The sequence below is a fragment of the Listeria floridensis FSL S10-1187 genome (assembly GCF_000525875.1).
In the GTDB taxonomy this organism is placed as follows: Bacteria; Bacillota; Bacilli; order Lactobacillales; family Listeriaceae; genus Listeria; species Listeria floridensis.
On the sequence record NZ_AODF01000008.1, the window covers coordinates 41,725 to 62,414 of the forward strand.

A 20,690-nucleotide genomic window follows, 5' to 3' on the forward strand; every position below is an offset into this window, starting at 1 on the left:
CCTTTAACTGAATTAGTAAAGCGGTTTTTTCATAACGCGATTGCGTCCGGCATTTTTGGCTGCATAAAGGGCTTGATCGGCAAAACTTTGCATCTGATCGCTGTTTTGGATGTGCTCCTGATCAATCGATGCAATTCCAGCGGAGATGGTAATTGTAAGTTCTTTTTGACCAAAATGAAATACATGTTGCTCGACTTGGATACGAAATGCTTCTGCAAATTCGATAGCCTCATATTCGGACGTTTTTGGAAGTAAAATCGCAAATTCTTCGCCACCGATTCGAGCGAGAAAAGTATTCTTCGGAAAAGCATGTTCGCGAAGCATGCTGCCAAGGGTGCTTAAAACGTGATTGCCGGCTTGGTGTCCGAATGAATCATTGATTTGTTTGAACCAATCGATGTCGAACAAGATTAAACTTAGCGGTTGTTCTTTATGCTTCGCTTTTTTAACGAGCTGGGTGAAGCGTGTTTCAAAATAACGGTAGTTTGCTAGATCGGTCAAAGGGTCATGCAAGCTGAAATACCTAAGCTCTTGGATTTGTTTGTTCGCAGCCGTGACAAAACGAGCAGCTTGGTAAAGAATAAAACTCGATAAAAAGGAAACGGCAAAAATAATGATCCATTGTAAGCCGGAACGCCAATCCAGCGGAATCATCATTTTATGAGGCAAATAATAAAGCATAAATGGTACAATACTTAAGTTACAAAGAATAAATTTTTGAAACTCGCGAATTTTCAGTGCAGCGAGTTCTGTTACAACGAAATAAAAAGCGATCAAGAAAAATGCGTAAATCAGTTGTTCGGAATAGTTTTGGGTAATTAAAATCTTTCCGGATGCGATGATCAATGTCGCAATCAATGTTGCTCCTCTACCACCGAATAGAGCTGTAATTAATAGAATATTGATGATCATATCCGTATAAATACCAAAATCATATCCGCGTAAACCGCGAATAATGAAATACACCCCTAAAAGTCCGTAATAACTGCCTAAAGCATAATGTACGAGCCTCTGCTTGTTTGGTTGAGTAAACCAAGTCGGCCTTTTTTCGCGAAGAAAGCGCAGCGCGATCCCATGCAGAAATAAGGCGTATAAAAAAATCGCCAAGCTCGACCAAAGTGAATCAATAATATTCCACATCGTTAAGCTTCCTTTTGTCATTTGGTTCAAAATTACGGTAAAATGGGAATTGGATTTCTGGATGTGGAATCAAGTTAAACCGTAATTTAGTTAACATATTCCCCCTCATTATCACAAATGGTGGGTGGATTGTCAACAACAGAAAAGAGTGATAACGCTTGACCGAACACGAATATTTACAAACACCGAAACCGCTGATTAAACTTGTAGAAAAGCGAAGTGAAGGCTTTAAGCTGGAAGGGTTTGTTCCGGGACAAGGGAAGAAACAATCTCAAATTATGTTTGTCGGAGAAGCCCCAGGCGAAACAGAGATTCATAATTTCATTCCGTTCAGCGGCCGAGCAGGAGATGAACTGATGAAGTTTATGGCGATTGCCGGACTAACACGCGAAGATGTGTATATAACGAGTTCAGTACGAAGCAGACCTTACCGCTGGGGTGAGAAAAAGGATCGTAAAACCGGCGAGCTGATCAAACGGCGCTATAATCGCGCGCCGAATCAAGCGGAGATTTATGCACAAGCTCCGATTTTAGATTTTGAAATGAAGGCGATTCAGCCCAAATTAATCGTCACGCTAGGTAATATTGGACTAAGACGTTTGCTTGGAAAAAATTTTACGGTATCTGAGATTCATGGTGAATTGCTGCAGCAACCAATCCAGCAGCTTGCTTCGCTTGATGAAAACCGTTTTGTGCTATCGGAGAAAAACTATACGATTATCCCGACTTTTCATCCGGCAAGTATTTTCTATAATCGTAAATTGTTGCCGCTGATTGAAGCAGATTTCAAGGCAGTCGGAGCTTATAAAAAGGAGTATTTAACATGAGATACGTAGTAGTAGGAACTGGAATCGTCGGAGCGAGTGCTGCTTATCATTTGGCGAAAGCCGGCCATCATGTCACGATGATTGATCGAAAGGATGCGGGCCAAGCAACCGAACATGCCGCAGGAATTATTTGCCCGTGGATATCGAAGCGACGCAACAAAGTTTGGTATGAGCTTGCAAAGGAAAGTGCAAAATTTTACCCAGAGATTGATAAAGAGCTTGCCGCGTTGGGATTTTCATCCGGTTACGAGCAAGTGGGTACACTTTGCCTCAGAAAGCCCGGTAAAAGCCTTGACAGTTTGTATGATCTCGCGGTTGAAAGAAGCATCGAGGCACCTGAAATAGGAAAAATCGAAAAGCTTTCGCCGCATGAAGTGAAAGAACGGTTCCCGTTTGCAAGTCCTGATTACGGAGCCGTATTTTTAAGCGGCGGGGGAAAGAGCAAAGGTGCGCTAATCCGCGATGCACTACTTCAAGGAGCCGCATTTTACGGAGGCAAATTTGTTCATGCAAGTGCATCACTCGATTCAGCAGGCCGTCTGTTTGCAGACGGCAAAGAAGTAGCGTATGACAAACTTGTATTAGCCGCTGGAGCGTGGCTTCGCGAGTTGCTTTCCGGTTATGGGTATGAGGCTGATTTGCTGGCACAAAAAGGACAGCTACTCACACTCGAGTTTGACGGTTTAGAAATGAACGACTGGCCGGTTGTATTGCCTCCAGCATCAAAAGCGATCGTTCCATTTGCCGAAGGACGCTTGCTTCTCGGTGCTACTCATGAGAAAGAAGCTGAGTTTGATCTTGTTCCGACAGAGGCCGCGCGCCGAGAAATCTTGGATGAGCTTGGCGAATTTATCCAACTTGACCGCGCGCCAAAGCGAGAAAAACTTTCGGTTGGAACGAGACCTTATACGCCAGATTTCACTCCATTTATCGGAACTTTACCGTCTGGAAACATCTTTCTTGCAAACGGACTTGGTGCCTCAGGTCTCACTACAGGTCCATTTGTCGGCAAGCTGCTCGCAGAACTCGCAGCAGGAGATGTGCTTTCGTTTGATATTAGCGGTTATGATCCAGCTCTTTATTTGAAAAAACTTAACTGAGCGGGTTTTTGTTTTCATCAAGCGTAAATCCTTCTCCCATGACATCATGGACAACGCTGACAGATACAAAAGCATGTGGATCAATCGCTTCAATAATCTGTTTCAGTTGAATAATTTCATTTTTAGCCACAACAATGTAAAGCACATCTTGATCGAGCTTTGAAAAGCCGCCGCGACCTTCCAAGATGGTTACACCGCGGTTCATTGCAAGCATAACTTGACTGGCAATTTTATCATTTTCAGCTGAAATAATCATCGCGCCTCTTGCAGCATAAGCACCTTCTTGAACGAAATCAATCACACGAGCTGCGATAAACACAGCAACGAGCGTGTACATGACTTGACGAATATCAAGATAGGAAATCGATGCAGTGAGGACGAGGGCATCAAAGACAAACAGCGTACGCCCCATGCTGATTCCCTTTTTATAGTGCAGCAGTTTGGCGATAATGTCGCTGCCGCCGGTTGTCCCACCAAAACGGAAAACAATCCCTAGTCCGATTCCAGTAAAGCATCCGGCAAAAAGTGTGACAAGCAACAAATCGGAATGTAGATCTAGCCCAAACGGAATTCGCTGGAAAATCCAGAGAAAAAGCGATAAGCTTAGTGTGCCGATTCCGGTATAAATGAAAGCTCGACTTCCAAGCACACGCCAACCAATCAAAAACAGCGGAGCATTCAGTAAAATATTGGAGTAAGCAGGGTCGAATTGGAAGAAGTGCAGCAAAATCAATGTAACTCCTGTTAGTCCTCCTTCTCCAAGTCCGTTTTGAATATTAAAATTAACAAGCCCAAACGCATAAATTGCAGTTCCAAGCATGATGAAAAAAATATTTTTAAATCGAAGGGTTGTTCGCATTGTCATTCTCCTTTCAAATTTTAAAATAGACGTTTTTCATCGGAATTATGTATAATAAGTGAAGAACATCATTACGAAGCTAGTGTATCATAAAATAGGAGGAGATAGCGTGGCAAAGACAATTCAAGAGATGCAAAAAGAAGTTGACGACCACATCAGCCAGTTTAAAGAGGGATATTTTTCACCGCTTGCGATGATGGCACGGGTAACAGAAGAAACCGGCGAGCTTGCACGCGAAATTAACCACTATTACGGTGAAAAACCGAAAAAAACAAGTGAAGGCGAGAAATCGCTTGAAGAGGAGCTTGGCGATTGTCTGTTCGTGCTCACTTGTATGGCGAATTCATTACATATTGATATGGAACAAGCGCATGACCGCGTGATGGAAAAATTTAAAACACGAGACAAAGATCGCTGGACTAAAAAGGAGGAAGAAACAAAATGATAAAAGTAGCCGTTTCAGGATTTAAAGGCAAGATGGGGCATGAAGTCGTTCGAACCGTTCTGCGCGAGGAAGATATGGAGCTTGTGTCCGTACTTGATCATCAGCCAAGCGAAAAGAATATCAACGAACTTCCTGAATTTACCGAACTTGATGTGCCGGTATACAGCGATTTACAAGCACTTTTAGTAGAAACTACGCCGGATGCAGTGGTTGATTTCACAGTACCCGCTTCAGCTTATTCAAATACCAAGACGATTATTGAAAATGGAGCCCGAGCGATTGTTGGCACGACCGGGTTTACGGCGGAACAAATTCGTGAGCTGACGGCTCTTTCTGAGGAAAAACAAGTCGGCAGCTTAATTGCTCCGAATTTTGCAGTAGGTGCCGTTTTGATGATGCAATTTGCAGAAAAGGCAGCGGCATACTTTCCAAATGTTGAAATCATTGAACTGCATCATGATCAAAAGCTGGATGCGCCAAGTGGAACGGCAGTAAAAACTGCTGAAATGATTTCGCATACTCGTCAAAAAATCAAACAGGGTCGCGAAGATGAAACAGAATCAATCAAAGGAGCTCGCGGAGCTGACTTTGAAGGGATGCGCATCCACAGCGTACGCCTTCCAGGCTTAATTGCCCATCAAGAAGTTTTGTTTGGAGCAGAAGGTCAAGGGCTTACGATTCGCCATGATTCATACGATCGAATCTCCTTCATGTCCGGTGTTGCGCTTGCGATCCGAAAAACAGCAGAAGTAGACAAACTTATTTATGGACTTGAAAACATATTGTAGGAGATAACGAATGGAATTAATTTTTAAAGAAGCGCTTCCGGTACTTGAAACATTAGAGAGCGGCGGATTTGAAGCGTACTTTGTCGGTGGTGCTGTACGTGATCATTTGCTTGGTCGTCCAGTGAATGATGTGGATATCGCAACAAGCGCTTTTCCAGAAGAAGTAAAGGGGTTGTTTCACAAAACCTATGATACCGGTATTAAGCACGGCACGGTAACGGTTAGAAACGGCGAAGAAATGTATGAAGTAACAACCTTTCGAACAGAAGGCAAATACGAAGACTTTAGACGTCCGAGTGAAGTTACCTTTGTCAGATCGCTTGATGAAGACTTGCTACGACGTGACTTTACGATGAATGCAATCGCAATGGATCGTCTCGGCAAGCTGCATGATCCCTTTCACGGCGAAGCATCCATCCATGCGCGTGAAATTAAAGCAGTTGGAGATGCGAGAGAACGGTTCCATGAGGATGCGCTTAGAATGATGCGAGCCGTTCGCTTCCTCAGCCAGCTTGAATTTACGCTTGAAGCGGAAACAAAGGCAGCATTAGCCTCTGAAATTGAGCTTTTGCGTCATACGGCCGTCGAACGCATTGCCGTCGAATGGGTCAAGATTTTGCGCGGCAGGGGCCGCGCAAAAGCGCTTGATCTGGCGCTTGAAGTCAAAATGGAGCGCTATTTGCCAGGACTTTCAGATGAAGCGAGTGCTTTGGAAAAATTGAAGCAGTATTCATTCTCGGCAGATCCTAGTGATGCTGAGGTTTGGCTTGGACTGCTTCTTGCGGTTCAACCGGATTCGGTGCGCAAGTTTTTACGTGGATTCAAACAATCGAATCAGCTGATCAAAGAGCTCGAAGGAGCTTATCAACTGATTGAGACAAAAACAAAATGGACGCCGTGGACGCTTTATATGGCCGGGGAGACGGGAATTCGACTTACGGAAATTGGGCGAAAACTGCTTTACGGGTCAAATGGTTTGGATGAAGCACTTTGCGCGTATCGCAAGCTTCCGATTCACAGCCGGTCGGAACTTGCGGTTGACGGTAGCTTTTTGATGACTTATTACAACAAAGCGGGTGGTTCGTGGCTGCGCGATTTGCTACTTGAAATTGAACAGCTGGTCGTTTCGGGCGAGCTTGAAAATAAGCAGGATACGATCAGGGGGTGGCTGCAAAATGGCAAACGATAATCGGGCGAAGCTGCTTGAGCTTTTCTCGGCATATCCAGGAGACTTCGTTTCGGGGCAGAAAATTGCAGATACATTAGGGCTTTCACGTGCAGCGGTTTGGAAACATATGGACAGCTTGCGCAAAGAGGGCTTTCAAATTGATGCGGTTAGAAACAAAGGCTACAGATTAGGGGGACGTGGCGCGCCTTATTCAAAAGACAGTTTGTTACTTGGTCTTGACACGAAGTTTGTCGGGAAATCGCTTTACTTCTATGATGAGGTCGAATCGACGCAAACGACGGCTTTTCAAAAAGCAAATGATGGTGCGGCAGACGGGACGGTCATTGTAGCAGACGCGCAAAGTATGGGAAAAGCGAGACTAAGACGTGTTTGGACATCAACCCGAGGCGAAGGGATTTTTTCGAGCACGATCTTAAAACCGCAAATTCCGATTATCGATGTTCCTCAGTTTACGTTTATTGCCTCGGTGGCGGTGGCGGAATCTGTTCGGAAGATAACGGGGCTCGAGCCGCGAATTAAATGGCCGAATGATGTTTATATCGGAACGCGCAAAATTTGCGGAATTTTAACGGAAATGCAAGCTGAGGCCGAGACGATTCACGCTGTGATCATCGGAATTGGTATTAATGTGAATCAAGCTTCGTTCGAGGAGGAGCTAGAGGATAAGGCAACGTCGCTTCGGATTGAAGCAGGACGGGAATTTTCCCGGACGGAATTGCTTCAAGAACTGCTTCGGCAAATTGAGCGTTTTTATTTGATCTATAATGAAGAAGGGTTTACGCCTATTAAGCTTCTTTGGGAGGCACAGGCGATTCCGTTTTCACAACGGATTACGGTTCGGACGCTTCAAGGTACGATTCATGGGCGTGCAGAAGGAATTTCAGATAGCGGCGTGCTTTTTGTTCGAGATGAAGCGGGTGAACTTCATTCGGTTTATTCAGCGGATATCGAATTTGAAAATTAGCCGAGTAAAATTGTCTTTTAGCAAGAAATCGGGTGTAAAACGCGCGGAATGATGCTTGGAATGGTGTGGAAAATTTAAAAATCGCCATTTTCAATCATAACGGTTTTTAGGTATAATCGAGAAACGAGGAGGATGACGATGAAAAAAAGAACGGCAATTTTGATTTTCACTTGTTTGATGCTAGGTTTGCTTGCGGCGTGCGGAGCGGGAAATAGCAAAACGACAGGTGATTCAGATACAAAAGAAGAAAAGACGAAACAAGAGGCAAAAAGCTTTCTACGGACGATCAGTACAGATGATTTTAAGTCTAAACTTGCGGACGGGAAGACAGAAATTATTTATGTTGGGCGCCCAAGTTGTGTGGATTGTCAGGAATTTCAACCGCTTTTAAAGCAGGTTTTGCAGGAAGAAAAAATTACGAAGTTGGATTATTACAACACGGATGAAGCAAGTAAAAAGAATCGAAAAGCGATGATTGCAATGCTTAAAAAAATGAAAGTCGATTCAGTGCCGACGCTTGTGGCGCTAAAGGCGGGCAAGGTTGAGTCGGTCTTTCTCGGAAATGATAAAAAAACAGATCTGAAAAATTGGCTTTCACAACAAATGAATTAAAACAAGGATGTTTTCGAGTCAAATTTGCTTCTTTGTTAATAAAATTCGATATTTCGTCACATTTTGGCACGAAATGAAGTGATAAAATGAAGGGGAGATGGATTTTTATTATTAAGGGAGATGAATTGAATGATGGAGCCGTATATGCGAAAAAAAGACCGCATGGCGCTCGCTCGTAAAACGTTAGAAGAACTTTTAAAGCAAGACCCCAACGAAGCCAAAGCGTTTTGGGCGATTGTCAAGCAAAGCGAGAGGTTAGTGGATGATCTAGCTTCGGAAATGTTGCACGCTACTGGAAGAAAGAAAAAGAAATTAAAGAAAGCAAGTGAAGAATTGATCACGGATCAGCAAGTCATCCCGTTCCCTCAGAAAAAAATGCACTGATGCTGATATTGCACCAGTGCTAGACTCTTGCAAAACGACAATCCCTGAATGGAAAATAACGGGATTGTCGTTTTTAATTGTCATAATAAAAGTATCGAAAGGGAAAGACATTTTAAAAAACAGCAAAAGAAGATTGTATTGCTTGGCAAACCGCTTGAAACAAAAAACTAGCATCTAATTCAATGGAGTCCTAGTTTTATATTTAAAAATAGACTGTTAAAATAATAAATAGCATCATAGCTCATAAAAAAAGCATGCCTATTCAAAGCATGCTTTTGGAAAAGTGTTTTCTTCTATTGTATTCTAGTTAACATTTAGTAGTAACTACCTGTCTAACTTGTTCTATCCACTTATCAATGTAATATGCGATAACGTTATAGTATAGATATAATGGACTCTACAAATAGATAAGAAGGAAAAGACTCGAGCACAAAAAATGAAATGAATTTTTCTTGGTTTTTAATTTCTCCATTGAATTCTGGAAAGTCCTAAGGATCTTCCGATTGGCAAAGCTTTCCCATCTAAGGTAGCTGCATAAAGATTTTTAAGCATTGGCGATTTAATACTTCCTCGGAGTCCTTTTACAAATACTCTTTGCATAGACCCATGCCATAAATCGGTAATCGTAATAGAACCTGAGAAGCCGGTTACTCGATATGGAGGAATAGGGGCTATTTTCCAAGAAATTGTTTGAGTTTTATTTGTAACAGATAAAGTTTGATTTGCAACTTTGACGGCACGAGCCGTTGCTGCTCGTGTATTTTTTTGCTGGTTCCCGTTTTCAATACCAATATAACTTGTAGACGAGTTTACATCACCATCACCTGCCGCTGAAGCATTTTCATAAAGTCCGAAATTACCCAGTGAAACAAGCAACGCCACTACTAACATCAACAAATTTTTTTTCATTTGATCTCCACCTTTATGTATGTTATTTTTGAATAGATCATAGTGAGTGTAGCATGAAAAGAAATAGGTAGGAAGTGATTTTTTGGATTACATAGAAATTTCAGATCAAAATCTGACAGACTTTATTGAAATTTTGGAAAAAATTTTTTCTTTTTCAGATCAAGACTTTCACTCATTATTTGGTATGAAAACAGAAAGCTTGAAAACTTTATCTCTAGGAAGTGATGACTATGCTCCCATTTATAATAGACTAGCGTCACTTGTGTTACCATTTACAAATGATATATCTGCGGATGAGAGACTAGAGGGACTGATTGATCGTTTACATACAGGTTTGAAGGTCCCATATAATATTATTGCAAAGTTTGCTGATGTTAAAGAATCCGAATTACAAAAATTTATAAATGGTCAATTTGGTGTTTTGTTGGATAGTAAAAAATTTGAAGTATATTCTAGGCTAAATACTCTTTATAACATTTTAACCGACCCTAATAATTTTAACTTAAAAGTATAAGGTCTGATTTTAAAACGGTGTGGCGCTAAAACGTGGGGAAACTATATCGTTTTAAAAAATAATAAAAGTCTAGAATTTATAATTTCTAGACTTTTTTAGTGCCAACGGAAGAATACAGATTTTTAGAAAGGACTATATTTTTACTGGTCATAGCCTGGGCGGCGCGCTTGCACTTTTTGTGGCGGTGCAGCTGAAGAAAAAAGCCGTGACCTACGCTACAGCGAATCCGTATCGATTACTTTCAAAAGCACAACAAGCAGATATGAAAAACGGCGAGTTTGCAGGAGTTAACACCAAGTGAACGAATTCGTTTAAGACATGCAGAACGAGACCTGATCAAGCAGGCACAAAAAGTCGAGTTAAAATCTGCGGTCAATCAAGGAGCGAATCATATAGAAGCTCACTTGACAAACAAAATGAGAAACATTTAGAAGAAATATGCCGAAGTACAAGAAAAATTACATACCCTACAAAGACAATTAAAGGATGTCTTTGACTCTGTGACAGGTGATGCGGTGCAAGAGAAGGTAGCGACCACACATGCGCGGGATATCAAGCAGAGGCAAGAGGATTTATATGTTGTGGTATGGTGAGCGATGATGGGCTTTAAAACGGATAGATGAAGGAAAGCATTTTTTCCTCTTCTTTATATTCGAATTGTTCTTTCTATTTGCGAGGAAATCAAGCGTAACCAGAAAATTATGCTCGATTTTTCCACTTTTTTGTTACATGCTAACATCGGTATTTTATCGGTGTTTTTCTTTTGGCTAGAAAACTTTATAGCACGGCGGATATATGATAAACTTACAATCAGAGCCGAATAAATGATCGTATTCGCTTGCGAAACGATACGTTTCGGCTGGGAAAAATTATTTTTTGCCGTGATTCAGTTAGGAACATGGACGAAAGGATGACAAACATGAAAAAACCAGTTGATTTTTTTGAAATGAAAGCAAATGGTGAGAAGATTACGATGATTACTGCTTATGATTATCCTTCTGCTAAAAATGTGGAAAATGCGGGTGCCGACATGATTCTGGTAGGGGATTCGCTTGGAATGGTTGTACTTGGCTATGATTCTACAGTGCCCGTTACGCTTGGCGATATGATCCATCATACGAAAGCGGTAAAACGTGGCGCACCGGATACTTTTATAGTGGCGGATATGCCTTTTATGACTTACCACGGCGAGCTTGATGAAACGATCCAAAATGCACGCGAGCTGATTCAAGCAAGCGGCGCACATGCGGTTAAACTGGAAGGTGCTGGTGATGTGGCTAAAAAGATTGCAGCGCTATCTAAAGCAGGCGCACCGGTTGTCGCTCATCTTGGGCTTACCCCCCAAAGTATTGGTTTGACTGGCAGTTACAAAGTACGGGCAAAATCAAATGAAGAAGCGAAGCAGTTAATCGAAGATGCGAAGGCTGTTGAGGAAGCCGGCGCAATTGCGCTTGTACTTGAAGCGATTCCAAAACAGCTTGCTGAGGAAGTAACAAAGCAGTTATCTATTCCGACAATTGGAATCGGCGCAGGTGCAAAAACGGACGGACAGGTACTTGTTTATCACGATATTATCGGTTATGGAATCACGCGCCGTGCGAAGTTTGTTAAAGCTTACGCGGATGTCGATCCTATCATTGTTCCAGCGCTTTCTGAGTATGTTTCCGAAGTGAAATCAGCGACTTTTCCAGACGATGCCCATTCGTTCACGATGAAAGAAGAAGAGCTGCGAGGTCTTTACGGAGGTGAAAACTGAGTATGCAAGTCGTTCGAACGAAAAAAGCATTAAAAGAAGCGTTAAAAAGCGCAAAAAACGGCTCGGTTGGTTTTGTGCCGACGATGGGATTTCTGCATGATGGCCATTTTGCATTGATGAAAGAAGCACGTTCTGAAAATGATTTTCTGGTGACAAGTATTTTTGTCAATCCGACACAGTTTGGTCCTGGCGAAGACTTTGATGCTATCCACGCGATGAAGCAAGCGATATTCGTTTAAGCGAACAAGCGGGCGTTGATTTGCTATTCATGCCGGATGCCGCTGAAATTTACCCTGCGAAGCCGAGTGTTTCGTTGCATGTTGAAAAAGCAGTCGATCGTTTGGATGGGAAGGCGCGGCCAGGACATTTTGACGGAGTCGTAACGGTGCTACTCAAATTATTTTCACTTGTCGAACCTGACCGGGCATACTTTGGACAAAAAGATGCTCAGCAAGTGGCGGTTGTTCAAAATTTCGTATCCGATTTTTTTCTGCCGCTTGAAATTCGAGTAGTTGAAACCGTTCGAGAAAGAGACGGCCTTGCAAAGAGCAGCCGCAATGTCAATCTCAGTCCGACAGAGCGCGAAATCGCACCACGAATTCATCAAGCCTTGCTTAACGGCCGAAGAGCGATCGAAACTGGCACTGCCGCAAATGAAGCAGAAGTGCTTGTGATTGTTCAGGAGACGCTACGCGATACTGCTCAGCAAATCGACTATTTAGAACTGCTCAGCTATCCAAATTTTGAGCCGGTTGTGGATTTTACGAAACCGATGATACTTGCTATCGCCGTTCAGTTTGAAAAAGCACGCTTGATTGATAATGAAATTATCGAAGGGAGTGCTAAACGAGATGCTTAGAACGATGATGCATGCGAAAATTCACCGAGCAACTGTGACGGAAGCCAATTTAAATTATGTCGGCAGCATTACGATAGATACTTTGCTGCTGGAGGCAACTGGACTGCTTGCCAATGAACGCGTACAAATTGTGAATAATAACAACGGTGCGCGATTTGAGACCTATATCATCGAAGGAAAGCGCGGTAGCGGCATGATTTGTGTGAATGGGGCAGCGGCAAGACTAGCTGCACCTGGTGATATAGTAATTATTATGGGGTACGCGTTGATGGATTCAAAGGAAGCGGCAGCGCTTGTTCCAAAGGTTATCGTGCTTGGCGCCGAAAATGAAATTGAAGAACGGCTCTATATAGAGAAGCCGCAGACGAAGTTAGATTAAGCGCTTAGGCGGATTGGATTTTTAGGAAGGTGAATGTAGTGAAAAGAAAACCAAAAAGATATTTGATTGTTGATCTTGAAACAACGGGAAACCAAGCGGCACGCGATGATCGGATTATTCAATTTGCAGCCGTGCTCGTTGAGGATAAACAAATCGTGCAACGTTTTTCTACATTCATCAATCCACTGAAAGCCATTCCGCCTTTTATTCGGGAACTTACGGGAATTGAAGCGAAAGATGTGGCAGATGCACCACTATTTGAAGATGTCGCAGATACGATTTATGCGCTTCTTGAAGGAACCATTTTTGTGGCGCACAATGTCCAGTTCGATTGGACTTTTCTGCAAAAAGAAATGCGTCGGGTCGGACTGACGCCGCCTCGTATCCCGTTACTTGATACAGTTGAACTGGCGCGGATTTTATACCCAGAGGTTGATAGTTATAAGCTTCAAGATTTGGGTGATGAGTTCGAGCTTCAACACGATAATCCACACCAAGCTGACAGCGACGCAGAAGTGACGGCGCTGCTTTTTATTCAGTTGCTTGAGAAGATTGAACGTTTGCCGCTTGCGCTGATCGAGAAGCTAGTCGCAGTTTCTGCACCGCTTAAAAATCATTTACCGACGCTTTTCTTTGAAATGGAAATGAAAAAAACACAGCTTAAAGAAGCGCTTTCGGATGATCTGATATTGCACCGTGGACTCGTTATTCGGAAGAAAGTTTTGCCTCCGCATCGCAGTCAATCAAATGAAAAGACAGCTGGATTTCCTAAGGAAGAAAGCGGTAAGCTCGCTTTGTTTGAGCGCGCAGGTGCACCGCTAAGGGCGCGTAGCGGTCAATTTGAGATGATGAACGTGGTTAATCAAGCGATGCATGAGAAAAAGCATGCCTTGATTGAGGCCGGGACAGGGATCGGCAAATCGCTCGGGTATTTTTTACCGGCGGTTTATTTTGCTAAAGAAAGTTCGGGTCCGGTTGTCATTAGTACATATACCAATGTGCTTCAAACGCAGCTTTTTGAAAAGGATGTGCCACTAGCAAGGATTCTTTCCGGCTTTGATGTTAAAGCTGAGCTGCTAAAGGGGCGCGATCATTACTTAAATCTTTTTAAATTTGAACAGTTGCTTTCTGAAACAGATACGCAATACGATGTTGTTGTGACGAAGCTGAAACTGCTTGTTTGGCTCTCTGAAACGGAGACAGGCGATATTGACGAAGTGAATCTTTCAAGCGGCGGGGCGCTGTTTTGGAATCGGCTGAAGCATACGGGCTGGTATCTTTCGGAAGAACAAGATCCTTGGCTGGAACACGATTTTTATCGTTTCAGTCTTCTGAAAGCGAAGCGAGCTGATTTATTAATTGTTAATCATGCACTGCTTTTAGCGGATCATTTTAATGAGCGCAAGATTTTACCGGATTACTCTGTTGCGGTGATTGATGAAGCCCATCATTTTGCGGAAAGTGCACGTGAAAAGAAAAGCTTTATTTTATCGTATCGCAAGGTAAAATACTTTTTAAATCAACTGGGTTCGCTGGATAAATATTCGCTTTTAAGCCGGCTTGCTTTTGTCTTTCCAAATGAGGATAATGTATTCGATTTAAGTATTGCACAAGTCAATTTAAGTGAAGCGGTGGAAAACTTTTTTGCTGAACTGCACAGTTTGTTAAGCAAAACACGGAAGGCGGATACGAAACTGATTTTGATTCAAAACCGTGAACAGGTGCATTTTACTGAATCGCTCAGTTATGCGGCTGATAATGTCGCCATTTTATTCCGCGAAGTGGAGCGGCACTTGACGAAGCTACTCGAAAAAGCCAAACATGAAGCCCCGCTTAAGGAAGCGGAATCAGCGTTTATCGAAGAAGTATATTCGTTTTTACTCGATTGGAAGAAAATGACCCGAGAATTTGATTTGCTGCAGGATGAATCAGATGAGATGATGACGATTACGCTTGAATCGGATAAAAATCACCATGTGGCAAGTCTCAAATTGATCGGCTCCTATATGACGCCGGAAGAAGTCCTTCGGAACCAGTTTTTTTCCAAAAAGGAAAGTGTTATTCTTACGTCAGCTACGCTCACTGTAAACGGCAGTTTTGCTTATTTGAAAAATGAGCTTGGTCTTACGGACGAGGACTTGATTGAAGCGCAAATTCCGTCGCCATTTCACTACAATGATCAAGCACGGATCTTAATTCCGAACGATATGCCGCAGATAAAAGGGACACCAGTGCAGGAATACACGAAAGTACTGGCGGATTATTTAACGGATATGCTGCAAATAACTGCTGGGAAAATGTTGATTTTGTTTACATCAAATGAAATGCTGCGTCTTACGAACAGCTATTTGAAAGGGCGAGACGAGCTGGCTGAGTTCATGATTCTCGCTCAGGGGATATCAAGCGGAAGTGTGAACCGGTTGACAAAGCAGTTTCGTCAGTTTGACAAAGCAGTTTTACTTGGAACGACTAGTTTTTGGGAAGGAATTGATATTCCAGGCGAAGCGCTGAGCTGTCTTGTGATTGTTCGCCTTCCGTTTGCTCCACCGGATGACCCGTATACGAAAGCACAGATCGAACTCCATAAAATGCGTGGTGAAAATGCGTTTCAAGCTTTTTCATTGCCGCAAGCAGTTCTGCGATTTAAACAAGGATTTGGTCGTTTAATTCGCCGAGAAACGGATCGGGGACTTGTCGTTGTGTTCGATAACCGTGTGGATACAACGGTTTTCGGGCAAACTTTTTTGAACTCGATTCCGCCTGTTCCAGAGATCAAAGGAAACAAACCGCTTCTGCTCGAAGAAATGCAAGATTTTTTTTGGCAGTGATCAGGAATAATGCTTCAAAAAAGCTGGACAAATTGCTATAATAAGAACATGTTTAGCATTCTTCAGCCGAATGTTCGGTAATTTGAAGAGAGAAATGAGAGGAATAACGTGCGAAAAAAGAGAAGACTAAGGATTTTTCCGATCATCTTAATCGTAGTTGTCTTACTCTTGATCGTTTTTGGTTCGGGACTTATGTTTCTAAATAGTGCCGAAAAGCCGCTTAAGACAACAGAAGAGACAGCACTTGCCCGCATTAAAGGTAACGTTGATTTAAAGAAGAAAGACCAGTTTTATCTCTATAACGGTGTAAAGGAAACGTATTACGTCCTAACTGGAGAAAACAGCAGTGGGAAAAAAATCATCGTTTGGGTACCAAAGAAAAAATCAGGCGAGGTGCTCGTTAAATACGCTTCTGATGGTATTTCTGAGCAAAAGGCGCGTTCAATTGTTCAAGCGGATAAAAAACCGGCTAAGATTTTAAATGCGACGCTTGGAATGGAAGATGGCATTCCGCTTTGGGAAGTCAGCTACTTGGATAAAAACGACAAACTGGGTTACTATGACATGTCATTTGGCGAAGGTGAATGGCTGCGCCAAATCGAGAATCTATAAGAGTTAGAAAAACTGGAGGAGAGAAAAATGAACAGGCCTGTATCAAAGCGCGTGAATGAAGTAGCGCCGTCGCCAACTCTATTTATCACTGCAAAGGCAAAAAAAAATGAAGCAGGAAGGCATTGACGTCATTGGCCTTGGTGCTGGAGAGCCGGATTTTAATACGCCGGAAAACATTATTCAAGCTGCGTACCGTTCGATGGAAGAAGGATTTACGAAGTATACTCCGTCAAGTGGGATTATAGAGTTGAAGGATGCCATTACGGACAAGCTTAAACGGGATCAGGCGCTCGATTATTCCGCCGATCAAATTTTTGTTGGAACCGGGGCTAAGCATGTTCTTTATTCGATTTTCCAAACGATTATTGACCCAGGTGACGAAGTCATCATCCCCGTTCCTTACTGGGTAACGTATCCTGAACAAGTTAAACTTGCAGAAGGACAACCTGTTTTTGTTGATACGAGTTTCGAACAGGATTTTAAACTTTTACCGGCAGATCTTGAAAAAGCGATTACAGAAAAAACGAAAGCCATTGTACTTAACTCACCGAATAACCCAACAGGGATTAGCTATTCGGCTCTGGAATTAAAGGCACTCGGCGAAGTGGCGATCAAACATGATTTGTGGATTGTTTCTGATGAAATCTATGAAAAGCTCTATTACGGCGATAAAGCAGACCTTGTTTCTGTTGCAAGTTTTGGACCGGAATTCTATGAACGAACGATTGTCGTAAATGGAGTTTCGAAAGCATATTCAATGACGGGATGGCGAATCGGATACGCCGCTGGGCCGAAAGATGTAATTGCCGGGATGGGAAAACTAGCGGATCATATGACAAGCAATCCTACTGCTAATGCGCAGTATGCTGCGCTTGAGGCTTATACAGGAAGTCAAGCGATTCCTGAAAGTATGTATCAAGCCTTTGCTGAACGGATGAATCGTTTTTATCCACAGCTCGAACAAATTCCGGGCTTCAAACCGAAAAAGCCGGACGGCGCCTTTTATTTTTTCATCGAAGCAAAGGAAGCTGCGGCTTTAAAAGGTTACGCATCAGTTGACGATTTTGTCGCCGCGCTATTAAATGAAGCGCTCGTCGCTGTTATTCCAGGTTCAGGCTTTGGGATGCCTGATTACATTCGGCTGTCTTATGCGACGGATCCGGAATTGTTCCAAACTGCATTAAATCGAATTCAAGCTTTTATGACGAAGTAGGGAGTGTAGACGTTGAAAATTACGATTAACCAAGCAAAAGATTATGTAAATCAAGAAGTCACGATTGGGGTGTGGCTTGCGAATAAACGCTCAAGCGGAAAGATTGCTTTCCTGCAAATGCGTGACGGTACAGCATTCATGCAAGGCGTTGTTGTGAAAGCTGAAGTAGAAGAAGAAATTTTCCAACTGGCTAAAGGCTTGACACAAGAAACAAGTTTTTATGTAACCGGCACGATCCATGAAGATGCACGTTCACCATTTGGCTATGAAATGGCCGTCAAATCAATTGAAGTCATCTCCGAGGCTCATGATTATCCGATTACACCAAAAGAACATGGAACGGAATTCCTGATGGATCACCGTCACCTGTGGTTGCGTTCAAACCGCCAACATGCGATTATCAAAGTGCGGAATGAAATTATTCGCGCGACTTATGAATTCTTTAACCGTGAAGGGTTCATCAAAGTTGACCCGCCGATTTTGACAGGCAGTGCGCCAGAAGGAACGACTGAACTGTTCCATACAAAATATTTTGATGAAGATGCGTACCTTTCGCAAAGTGGTCAGTTGTATATGGAAGCGGCTGCGATGGCATTTGGAAAAGTCTTTTCATTTGGACCGACTTTCCGTGCCGAAAAGTCGAAAACGCGCCGTCACTTGATCGAGTTTTGGATGATCGAGCCGGAAATGGCTTTTTACAAGTTAAATGACAGCCTTGAAGTCCAAGAAAATTATGTAGCGTTCCTTGTGAAATCTGTTTTGGACAATTGTGCGCTAGAACTTGAACGCCTTGGCCGCGATACAACGGTACTTGAACGAATGACAGCACCATTTCCGCGAATCACCTACACAGATGCTATCGAACTGTTGAAAGAAAAAGGGTTTGATGATATTGAATGGGGCGAAGACTTTGGTGCTCCGCATGAAACTGCGATTGCGGACAGTTTTGATAAACCGGTTTTCATTACACATTATCCAAAAGGAATTAAACCATTCTATATGCCGGAAGATCCCGAAAATAAAGATGTTGTTTTATGTGCCGATTTAATCGCACCAGAAGGTTACGGCGAAATTATCGGCGGTTCGGAACGTATCCATGATCTTGCCGTACTTTTAGAGCGGATTAAAGAGTTTGGACTAGATGAAGAAGCTTATAGCTGGTATATTGATCTTGCTCGTTACGGATCAGTACCGCATTCTGGATTCGGACTTGGCCTTGAACGTACAGTTGCTTGGCTTACAGGAGCAGAACATGTGCGCGAAACCATTCCGTTCCCACGTCTTTTAAACCGTCTTTACCCTTAAAATAAAAAAAGCGGGTGTCAATTTAAGACATCCGCTTTTTTTGTTGCCAAAATTTCATTTTCAGCTTCATTTTCTTATTATTCCTTCCTCTCTATGCTATAATTTGAAAGAGGTGTTTAGGATGAATCAAAATTTACTGAGTGAATGGCTGACTGAGGGGACAGTGTCGTTACCGCAAGTAGTCGTAAAAAATTATGCGGCGCTTCAAATGAATGAACAAGAGCTTGTCTTAGTTCTTCAAATTGAATCGTTTCGTGTTTCGGGTAATCGTTTTCCGAGTATTGCCGAACTAGCAGAACGAATGAACTTTGAGCAAACGGCTGTGATGCGTCTAATCGAGTCTTTAACACAAAAAGGGATTTTAGCGATTGAACAGCATCAAGAAAATCGGGTTTTGACAGAGCGATTCTCGCTCGCTCCGCTATACCACAAACTTCAAGCCTACTTTGAAAATCAAACACTGACAGAAAAAGTCCGTCAAGGTGAAGAAGAAGGCATTCATATTTATCGTTTATTTGAGTCTGAATTTGGCCGCCCGCTTTCACCACTTGAAGCAGAAATGATATCCGGCTGGCTTGATCACGATCATTTTCCTCCTGAACTTGTCCGTGAAGCCTTAAAAGAGGCTGTAATTGCACAAAAAAAAGAATTTCCGCTATATAGATCGAATTTTGCTCAACTGGAAAGACAAGCAAGTAAAAACGGTTGAAGATGCCAAACGGGTAGCATCCGACTTTCACCAAAATAGCCGAACGGGGCATTCCAGCACACCAAAAGAAATTAAAAAGAGTAAAAATTCAATTCCGCTATATGATTGGCTGGAAAACAGAAAAGGATGAAGAAAACAGATGCTGAGTAAAAAACAAACGATTTTCTGTATTCAAGAAATGAAAAAAAATGTTTCCAAATGCACACTGCGAGCTAGTGCATAAAAATACTTTTGAACTCTTGATTGCCGTCGTACTTTCTGCCCAGTGCACCGATGTGCTGGTTAATAAAGTCACAGCCTCGCTATTTGAAAAATATCATACACCAGAAGACTATCTGAGTGTTCCGCTGGCTGAACTGGAAGATGACATTCGTTCAATCGGACTTTACCGCAACAAAGCTAAAAATATCCAAGGCTTGTCTAAGCGGTTGATTGAAGAGTTTGATGGTCAAGTACCGCAAACACATGCAGAGCTTGAAAGTCTTCCGGGGGTCGGTCGAAAGACTGCTAACGTTGTGTTATCTGTTGGTTTCGGAGTGCCTGCCATTGCTGTTGATACACATGTCGAGCGTGTATCGAAACGTCTTGCGATATGCAGATGGAAAGATTCAGTTCAAGAAGTGGAAGAGACACTGAAACGCAAACTTCCAGAGGAGATGTGGTCGGAGGCGCACCATGACTTAATCTTTTTCGGCAGATATCACTGTAAGGCACGCAAACCGGAATGTGCCACATGTCCGCTACTTTTCCTTTGCCGAGAAGGGAAGAAACAAGCGAAAGCGAGAGGATTTGATGGTTAAATTTCAATATGTAAATCAGCTGGAACATCAAGCTTTTCCAGCACCACACGTGGAAATCAGCGAGTTAGATCGTGAATCAATTTTCGTGAGTGGACTACCATTTTGGCAGGAACAGCTTTTTTATAGTGAAAACGGGGGAGTTAAGCCTTGGGAAACGAATGCTGCTAAAGCCTGCCGCAAGCTGTCCAAACACATGACAGCAATACTTGAAAATTTGGATGCCGTGCTGAGAGCTCATGAGAAACCTAATCCTGCACTTGTAAAAGATGCGCTTGGAATCTTTCTTTCTGTACTGTTTTGGAGCAATGGACGTCCTGTTGAACTTAATCGGCTGGAAGAAGCAATCAATGAACTTGAAGCAAAACCGTTAAATTGCTATGATCGGTTGAGCTACGCGCTTAAGCGAGGTAACACTTTTTTTGGGATTTCGCGGGTTGAATGAGTTAATGCTCGAACAGCGTAAGCTTATTGCCAAAAATGGAACAGTATAAAAAAAAC

General features: G+C 42.6%; 18 protein-coding genes and 5 pseudogenes. 20 read left to right on the forward strand and 3 right to left on the reverse strand.

Annotated elements, in window-relative coordinates; genetic code table 11:
* Window positions 1-12: 12 nt before the first annotated feature.
* Complete coding sequence (locus MFLO_RS04440; protein ID WP_036096676.1) at window positions 13-1,140, reverse strand: GGDEF domain-containing protein; 1,128 nt, start codon at window positions 1,138-1,140, stop codon at window positions 13-15.
* Window positions 1,141-1,298: 158 nt separating this feature from the next.
* Between MFLO_RS04440 and MFLO_RS04445 the strand changes: the two genes are divergently transcribed.
* Both MFLO_RS04445 and MFLO_RS04450 read left to right on the forward strand, forming a co-directional pair.
* Complete coding sequence (locus MFLO_RS04445) at window positions 1,299-1,967, forward strand: uracil-DNA glycosylase (protein ID WP_036096678.1); 669 nt, start codon at window positions 1,299-1,301, stop codon at window positions 1,965-1,967.
* A complete protein-coding gene (locus MFLO_RS04450) occupies window positions 1,964-3,067 on the forward strand; it encodes an NAD(P)/FAD-dependent oxidoreductase (RefSeq protein WP_036096680.1) in 1,104 nt (367 codons plus the stop codon). Before MFLO_RS04445 ends, MFLO_RS04450 begins: the two co-directional genes overlap by 4 nt.
* Here the strand turns inward: MFLO_RS04450 and MFLO_RS04455 are convergent.
* Window positions 3,060-3,926 carry a YitT family protein gene (locus MFLO_RS04455; protein WP_036096681.1) on the reverse strand — a complete coding sequence of 289 codons (867 nt, stop codon included), beginning with the start codon at window positions 3,924-3,926 and terminating at the stop codon, window positions 3,060-3,062. The two genes, MFLO_RS04450 and MFLO_RS04455, sit on opposite strands and share 8 nt — an antisense overlap.
* Before the next feature lie 109 nt (window positions 3,927-4,035).
* Between MFLO_RS04455 and MFLO_RS04460 the strand changes: the two genes are divergently transcribed.
* From MFLO_RS04460 to MFLO_RS04485, 6 genes are all read left to right on the forward strand, one after another.
* Window positions 4,036-4,371 carry a nucleotide pyrophosphohydrolase gene (locus MFLO_RS04460; protein WP_036096684.1) on the forward strand — a complete coding sequence of 112 codons (336 nt, stop codon included), beginning with the start codon at window positions 4,036-4,038 and terminating at the stop codon, window positions 4,369-4,371.
* A complete protein-coding gene (gene dapB / locus MFLO_RS04465; RefSeq protein ID WP_149022971.1) occupies window positions 4,371-5,159 on the forward strand; it encodes a 4-hydroxy-tetrahydrodipicolinate reductase in 789 nt (262 codons plus the stop codon). Before MFLO_RS04460 ends, dapB begins: the two co-directional genes overlap by 1 nt.
* 10 nt (window positions 5,160-5,169) lie before the next feature.
* The gene (locus MFLO_RS04470) at window positions 5,170-6,348 is read left to right on the forward strand and encodes a CCA tRNA nucleotidyltransferase (RefSeq protein ID WP_036096686.1); all 1,179 of its coding nucleotides are present in this window, start codon (window positions 5,170-5,172) and stop codon (window positions 6,346-6,348) included.
* A complete protein-coding gene (locus tag MFLO_RS04475) occupies window positions 6,335-7,312 on the forward strand; it encodes a biotin--[acetyl-CoA-carboxylase] ligase (RefSeq protein WP_036096687.1) in 978 nt (325 codons plus the stop codon). The genes MFLO_RS04470 and MFLO_RS04475 overlap by 14 nt, the downstream gene beginning before the upstream one ends.
* Before the next feature lie 138 nt (window positions 7,313-7,450).
* Complete coding sequence (locus tag MFLO_RS04480; protein WP_036096688.1) at window positions 7,451-7,924, forward strand: thioredoxin family protein; 474 nt, start codon at window positions 7,451-7,453, stop codon at window positions 7,922-7,924.
* Between the two features lie 129 nt (window positions 7,925-8,053).
* Window positions 8,054-8,308 carry a hypothetical protein gene (locus tag MFLO_RS04485; protein WP_036096689.1) on the forward strand — a complete coding sequence of 85 codons (255 nt, stop codon included), beginning with the start codon at window positions 8,054-8,056 and terminating at the stop codon, window positions 8,306-8,308.
* Window positions 8,309-8,767: 459 nt separating this feature from the next.
* On the opposite strand, the gene MFLO_RS04490 is transcribed toward MFLO_RS04485, so the two are convergent.
* Entirely contained in the window at window positions 8,768-9,217 is a 450-nt protein-coding gene (locus tag MFLO_RS04490) for a hypothetical protein (RefSeq protein WP_036096690.1), read from the reverse strand.
* Window positions 9,218-9,299: 82 nt separating this feature from the next.
* On the opposite strand from MFLO_RS04490, the gene MFLO_RS04495 reads away from it, so the two are divergent.
* The 12 genes and pseudogenes from MFLO_RS04495 (at window position 9,300) to MFLO_RS04545 (ending at window position 20,683) form a co-directional block, all read left to right on the forward strand.
* Window positions 9,300-9,731 (forward strand): HTH domain-containing protein, encoded by a 432-nt coding sequence (locus tag MFLO_RS04495; protein ID WP_036096691.1) that lies wholly within the window; start codon window positions 9,300-9,302, stop codon window positions 9,729-9,731.
* Window positions 9,732-9,867: 136 nt separating this feature from the next.
* Window positions 9,868-10,032 carry a lipase family protein gene (locus MFLO_RS15020; RefSeq protein WP_277619762.1) on the forward strand — a complete coding sequence of 55 codons (165 nt, stop codon included), beginning with the start codon at window positions 9,868-9,870 and terminating at the stop codon, window positions 10,030-10,032.
* A gap of 618 nt (window positions 10,033-10,650) precedes the next feature.
* Window positions 10,651-11,487 carry a 3-methyl-2-oxobutanoate hydroxymethyltransferase gene (panB, locus tag MFLO_RS04500; RefSeq protein ID WP_036096692.1) on the forward strand — a complete coding sequence of 279 codons (837 nt, stop codon included), beginning with the start codon at window positions 10,651-10,653 and terminating at the stop codon, window positions 11,485-11,487.
* Between the two features lie 2 nt (window positions 11,488-11,489).
* Window positions 11,490-12,346: pseudogene (gene panC / locus MFLO_RS04505) on the forward strand (pantoate--beta-alanine ligase).
* A complete protein-coding gene (gene panD, locus MFLO_RS04510) occupies window positions 12,339-12,725 on the forward strand; it encodes an aspartate 1-decarboxylase (protein ID WP_036096693.1) in 387 nt (128 codons plus the stop codon). Before panC ends, panD begins: the two are co-directional and overlap by 8 nt.
* Before the next feature lie 38 nt (window positions 12,726-12,763).
* Window positions 12,764-15,553: an ATP-dependent DNA helicase DinG gene (gene dinG / locus MFLO_RS04515; RefSeq protein WP_036096694.1), complete on the forward strand. Its 2,790-nt coding sequence runs from the start codon at window positions 12,764-12,766 to the stop codon at window positions 15,551-15,553.
* 108 nt (window positions 15,554-15,661) lie between these two features.
* Window positions 15,662-16,165, forward strand: a complete 504-nt coding sequence (locus MFLO_RS04520) for a cell wall elongation regulator TseB-like domain-containing protein (RefSeq protein ID WP_036096695.1) — start codon at window positions 15,662-15,664, stop codon at window positions 16,163-16,165.
* A 27-nt stretch (window positions 16,166-16,192) separates the two neighbouring features.
* Window positions 16,193-17,378: pseudogene (locus MFLO_RS04525) on the forward strand (pyridoxal phosphate-dependent aminotransferase).
* Between the two features lie 12 nt (window positions 17,379-17,390).
* Entirely contained in the window at window positions 17,391-18,683 is a 1,293-nt protein-coding gene (gene asnS, locus MFLO_RS04530) for an asparagine--tRNA ligase (protein WP_036096696.1), read from the forward strand.
* Window positions 18,684-18,804: 121 nt separating this feature from the next.
* Window positions 18,805-19,522, forward strand: a pseudogene (locus MFLO_RS04535) (DnaD domain protein).
* 9 nt (window positions 19,523-19,531) lie between these two features.
* A pseudogene (gene nth / locus MFLO_RS04540) lies at window positions 19,532-20,192 on the forward strand (endonuclease III).
* Window positions 20,185-20,683 (forward strand): annotated as a pseudogene (locus tag MFLO_RS04545) (YpoC family protein). The pseudogenes nth and MFLO_RS04545 overlap by 8 nt, the downstream one beginning before the upstream one ends.
* Window positions 20,684-20,690: the final 7 nt, after the last annotated feature.

Bases quoted from the DNA above. Each gene is read 5' to 3' on its own strand.
- MFLO_RS04490 (WP_036096690.1), bottom strand. From the start codon at position 9,217: ATGAAAAAAAATTTGTTGATGTTAGTAGTGGCGTTGCTTGTTTCACTG.
- panB (WP_036096692.1), top strand. From the start codon at position 10,651: ATGAAAAAACCAGTTGATTTTTTTGAAATGAAAGCAAATGGTGAGAAG.
- MFLO_RS04450 (WP_036096680.1), top strand. From the start codon at position 1,964: ATGAGATACGTAGTAGTAGGAACTGGAATCGTCGGAGCGAGTGCTGCT.
- MFLO_RS04480 (WP_036096688.1), top strand. From the start codon at position 7,451: ATGAAAAAAAGAACGGCAATTTTGATTTTCACTTGTTTGATGCTAGGT.
- MFLO_RS04470 (WP_036096686.1), top strand. From the start codon at position 5,170: ATGGAATTAATTTTTAAAGAAGCGCTTCCGGTACTTGAAACATTAGAG.
- panD (WP_036096693.1), top strand. From the start codon at position 12,339: ATGCTTAGAACGATGATGCATGCGAAAATTCACCGAGCAACTGTGACG.
- MFLO_RS04440 (WP_036096676.1), bottom strand. From the start codon at position 1,140: ATGTGGAATATTATTGATTCACTTTGGTCGAGCTTGGCGATTTTTTTA.
- MFLO_RS04455 (WP_036096681.1), bottom strand. From the start codon at position 3,926: ATGCGAACAACCCTTCGATTTAAAAATATTTTTTTCATCATGCTTGGA.
- MFLO_RS04485 (WP_036096689.1), top strand. From the start codon at position 8,054: ATGATGGAGCCGTATATGCGAAAAAAAGACCGCATGGCGCTCGCTCGT.
- MFLO_RS04475 (WP_036096687.1), top strand. From the start codon at position 6,335: ATGGCAAACGATAATCGGGCGAAGCTGCTTGAGCTTTTCTCGGCATAT.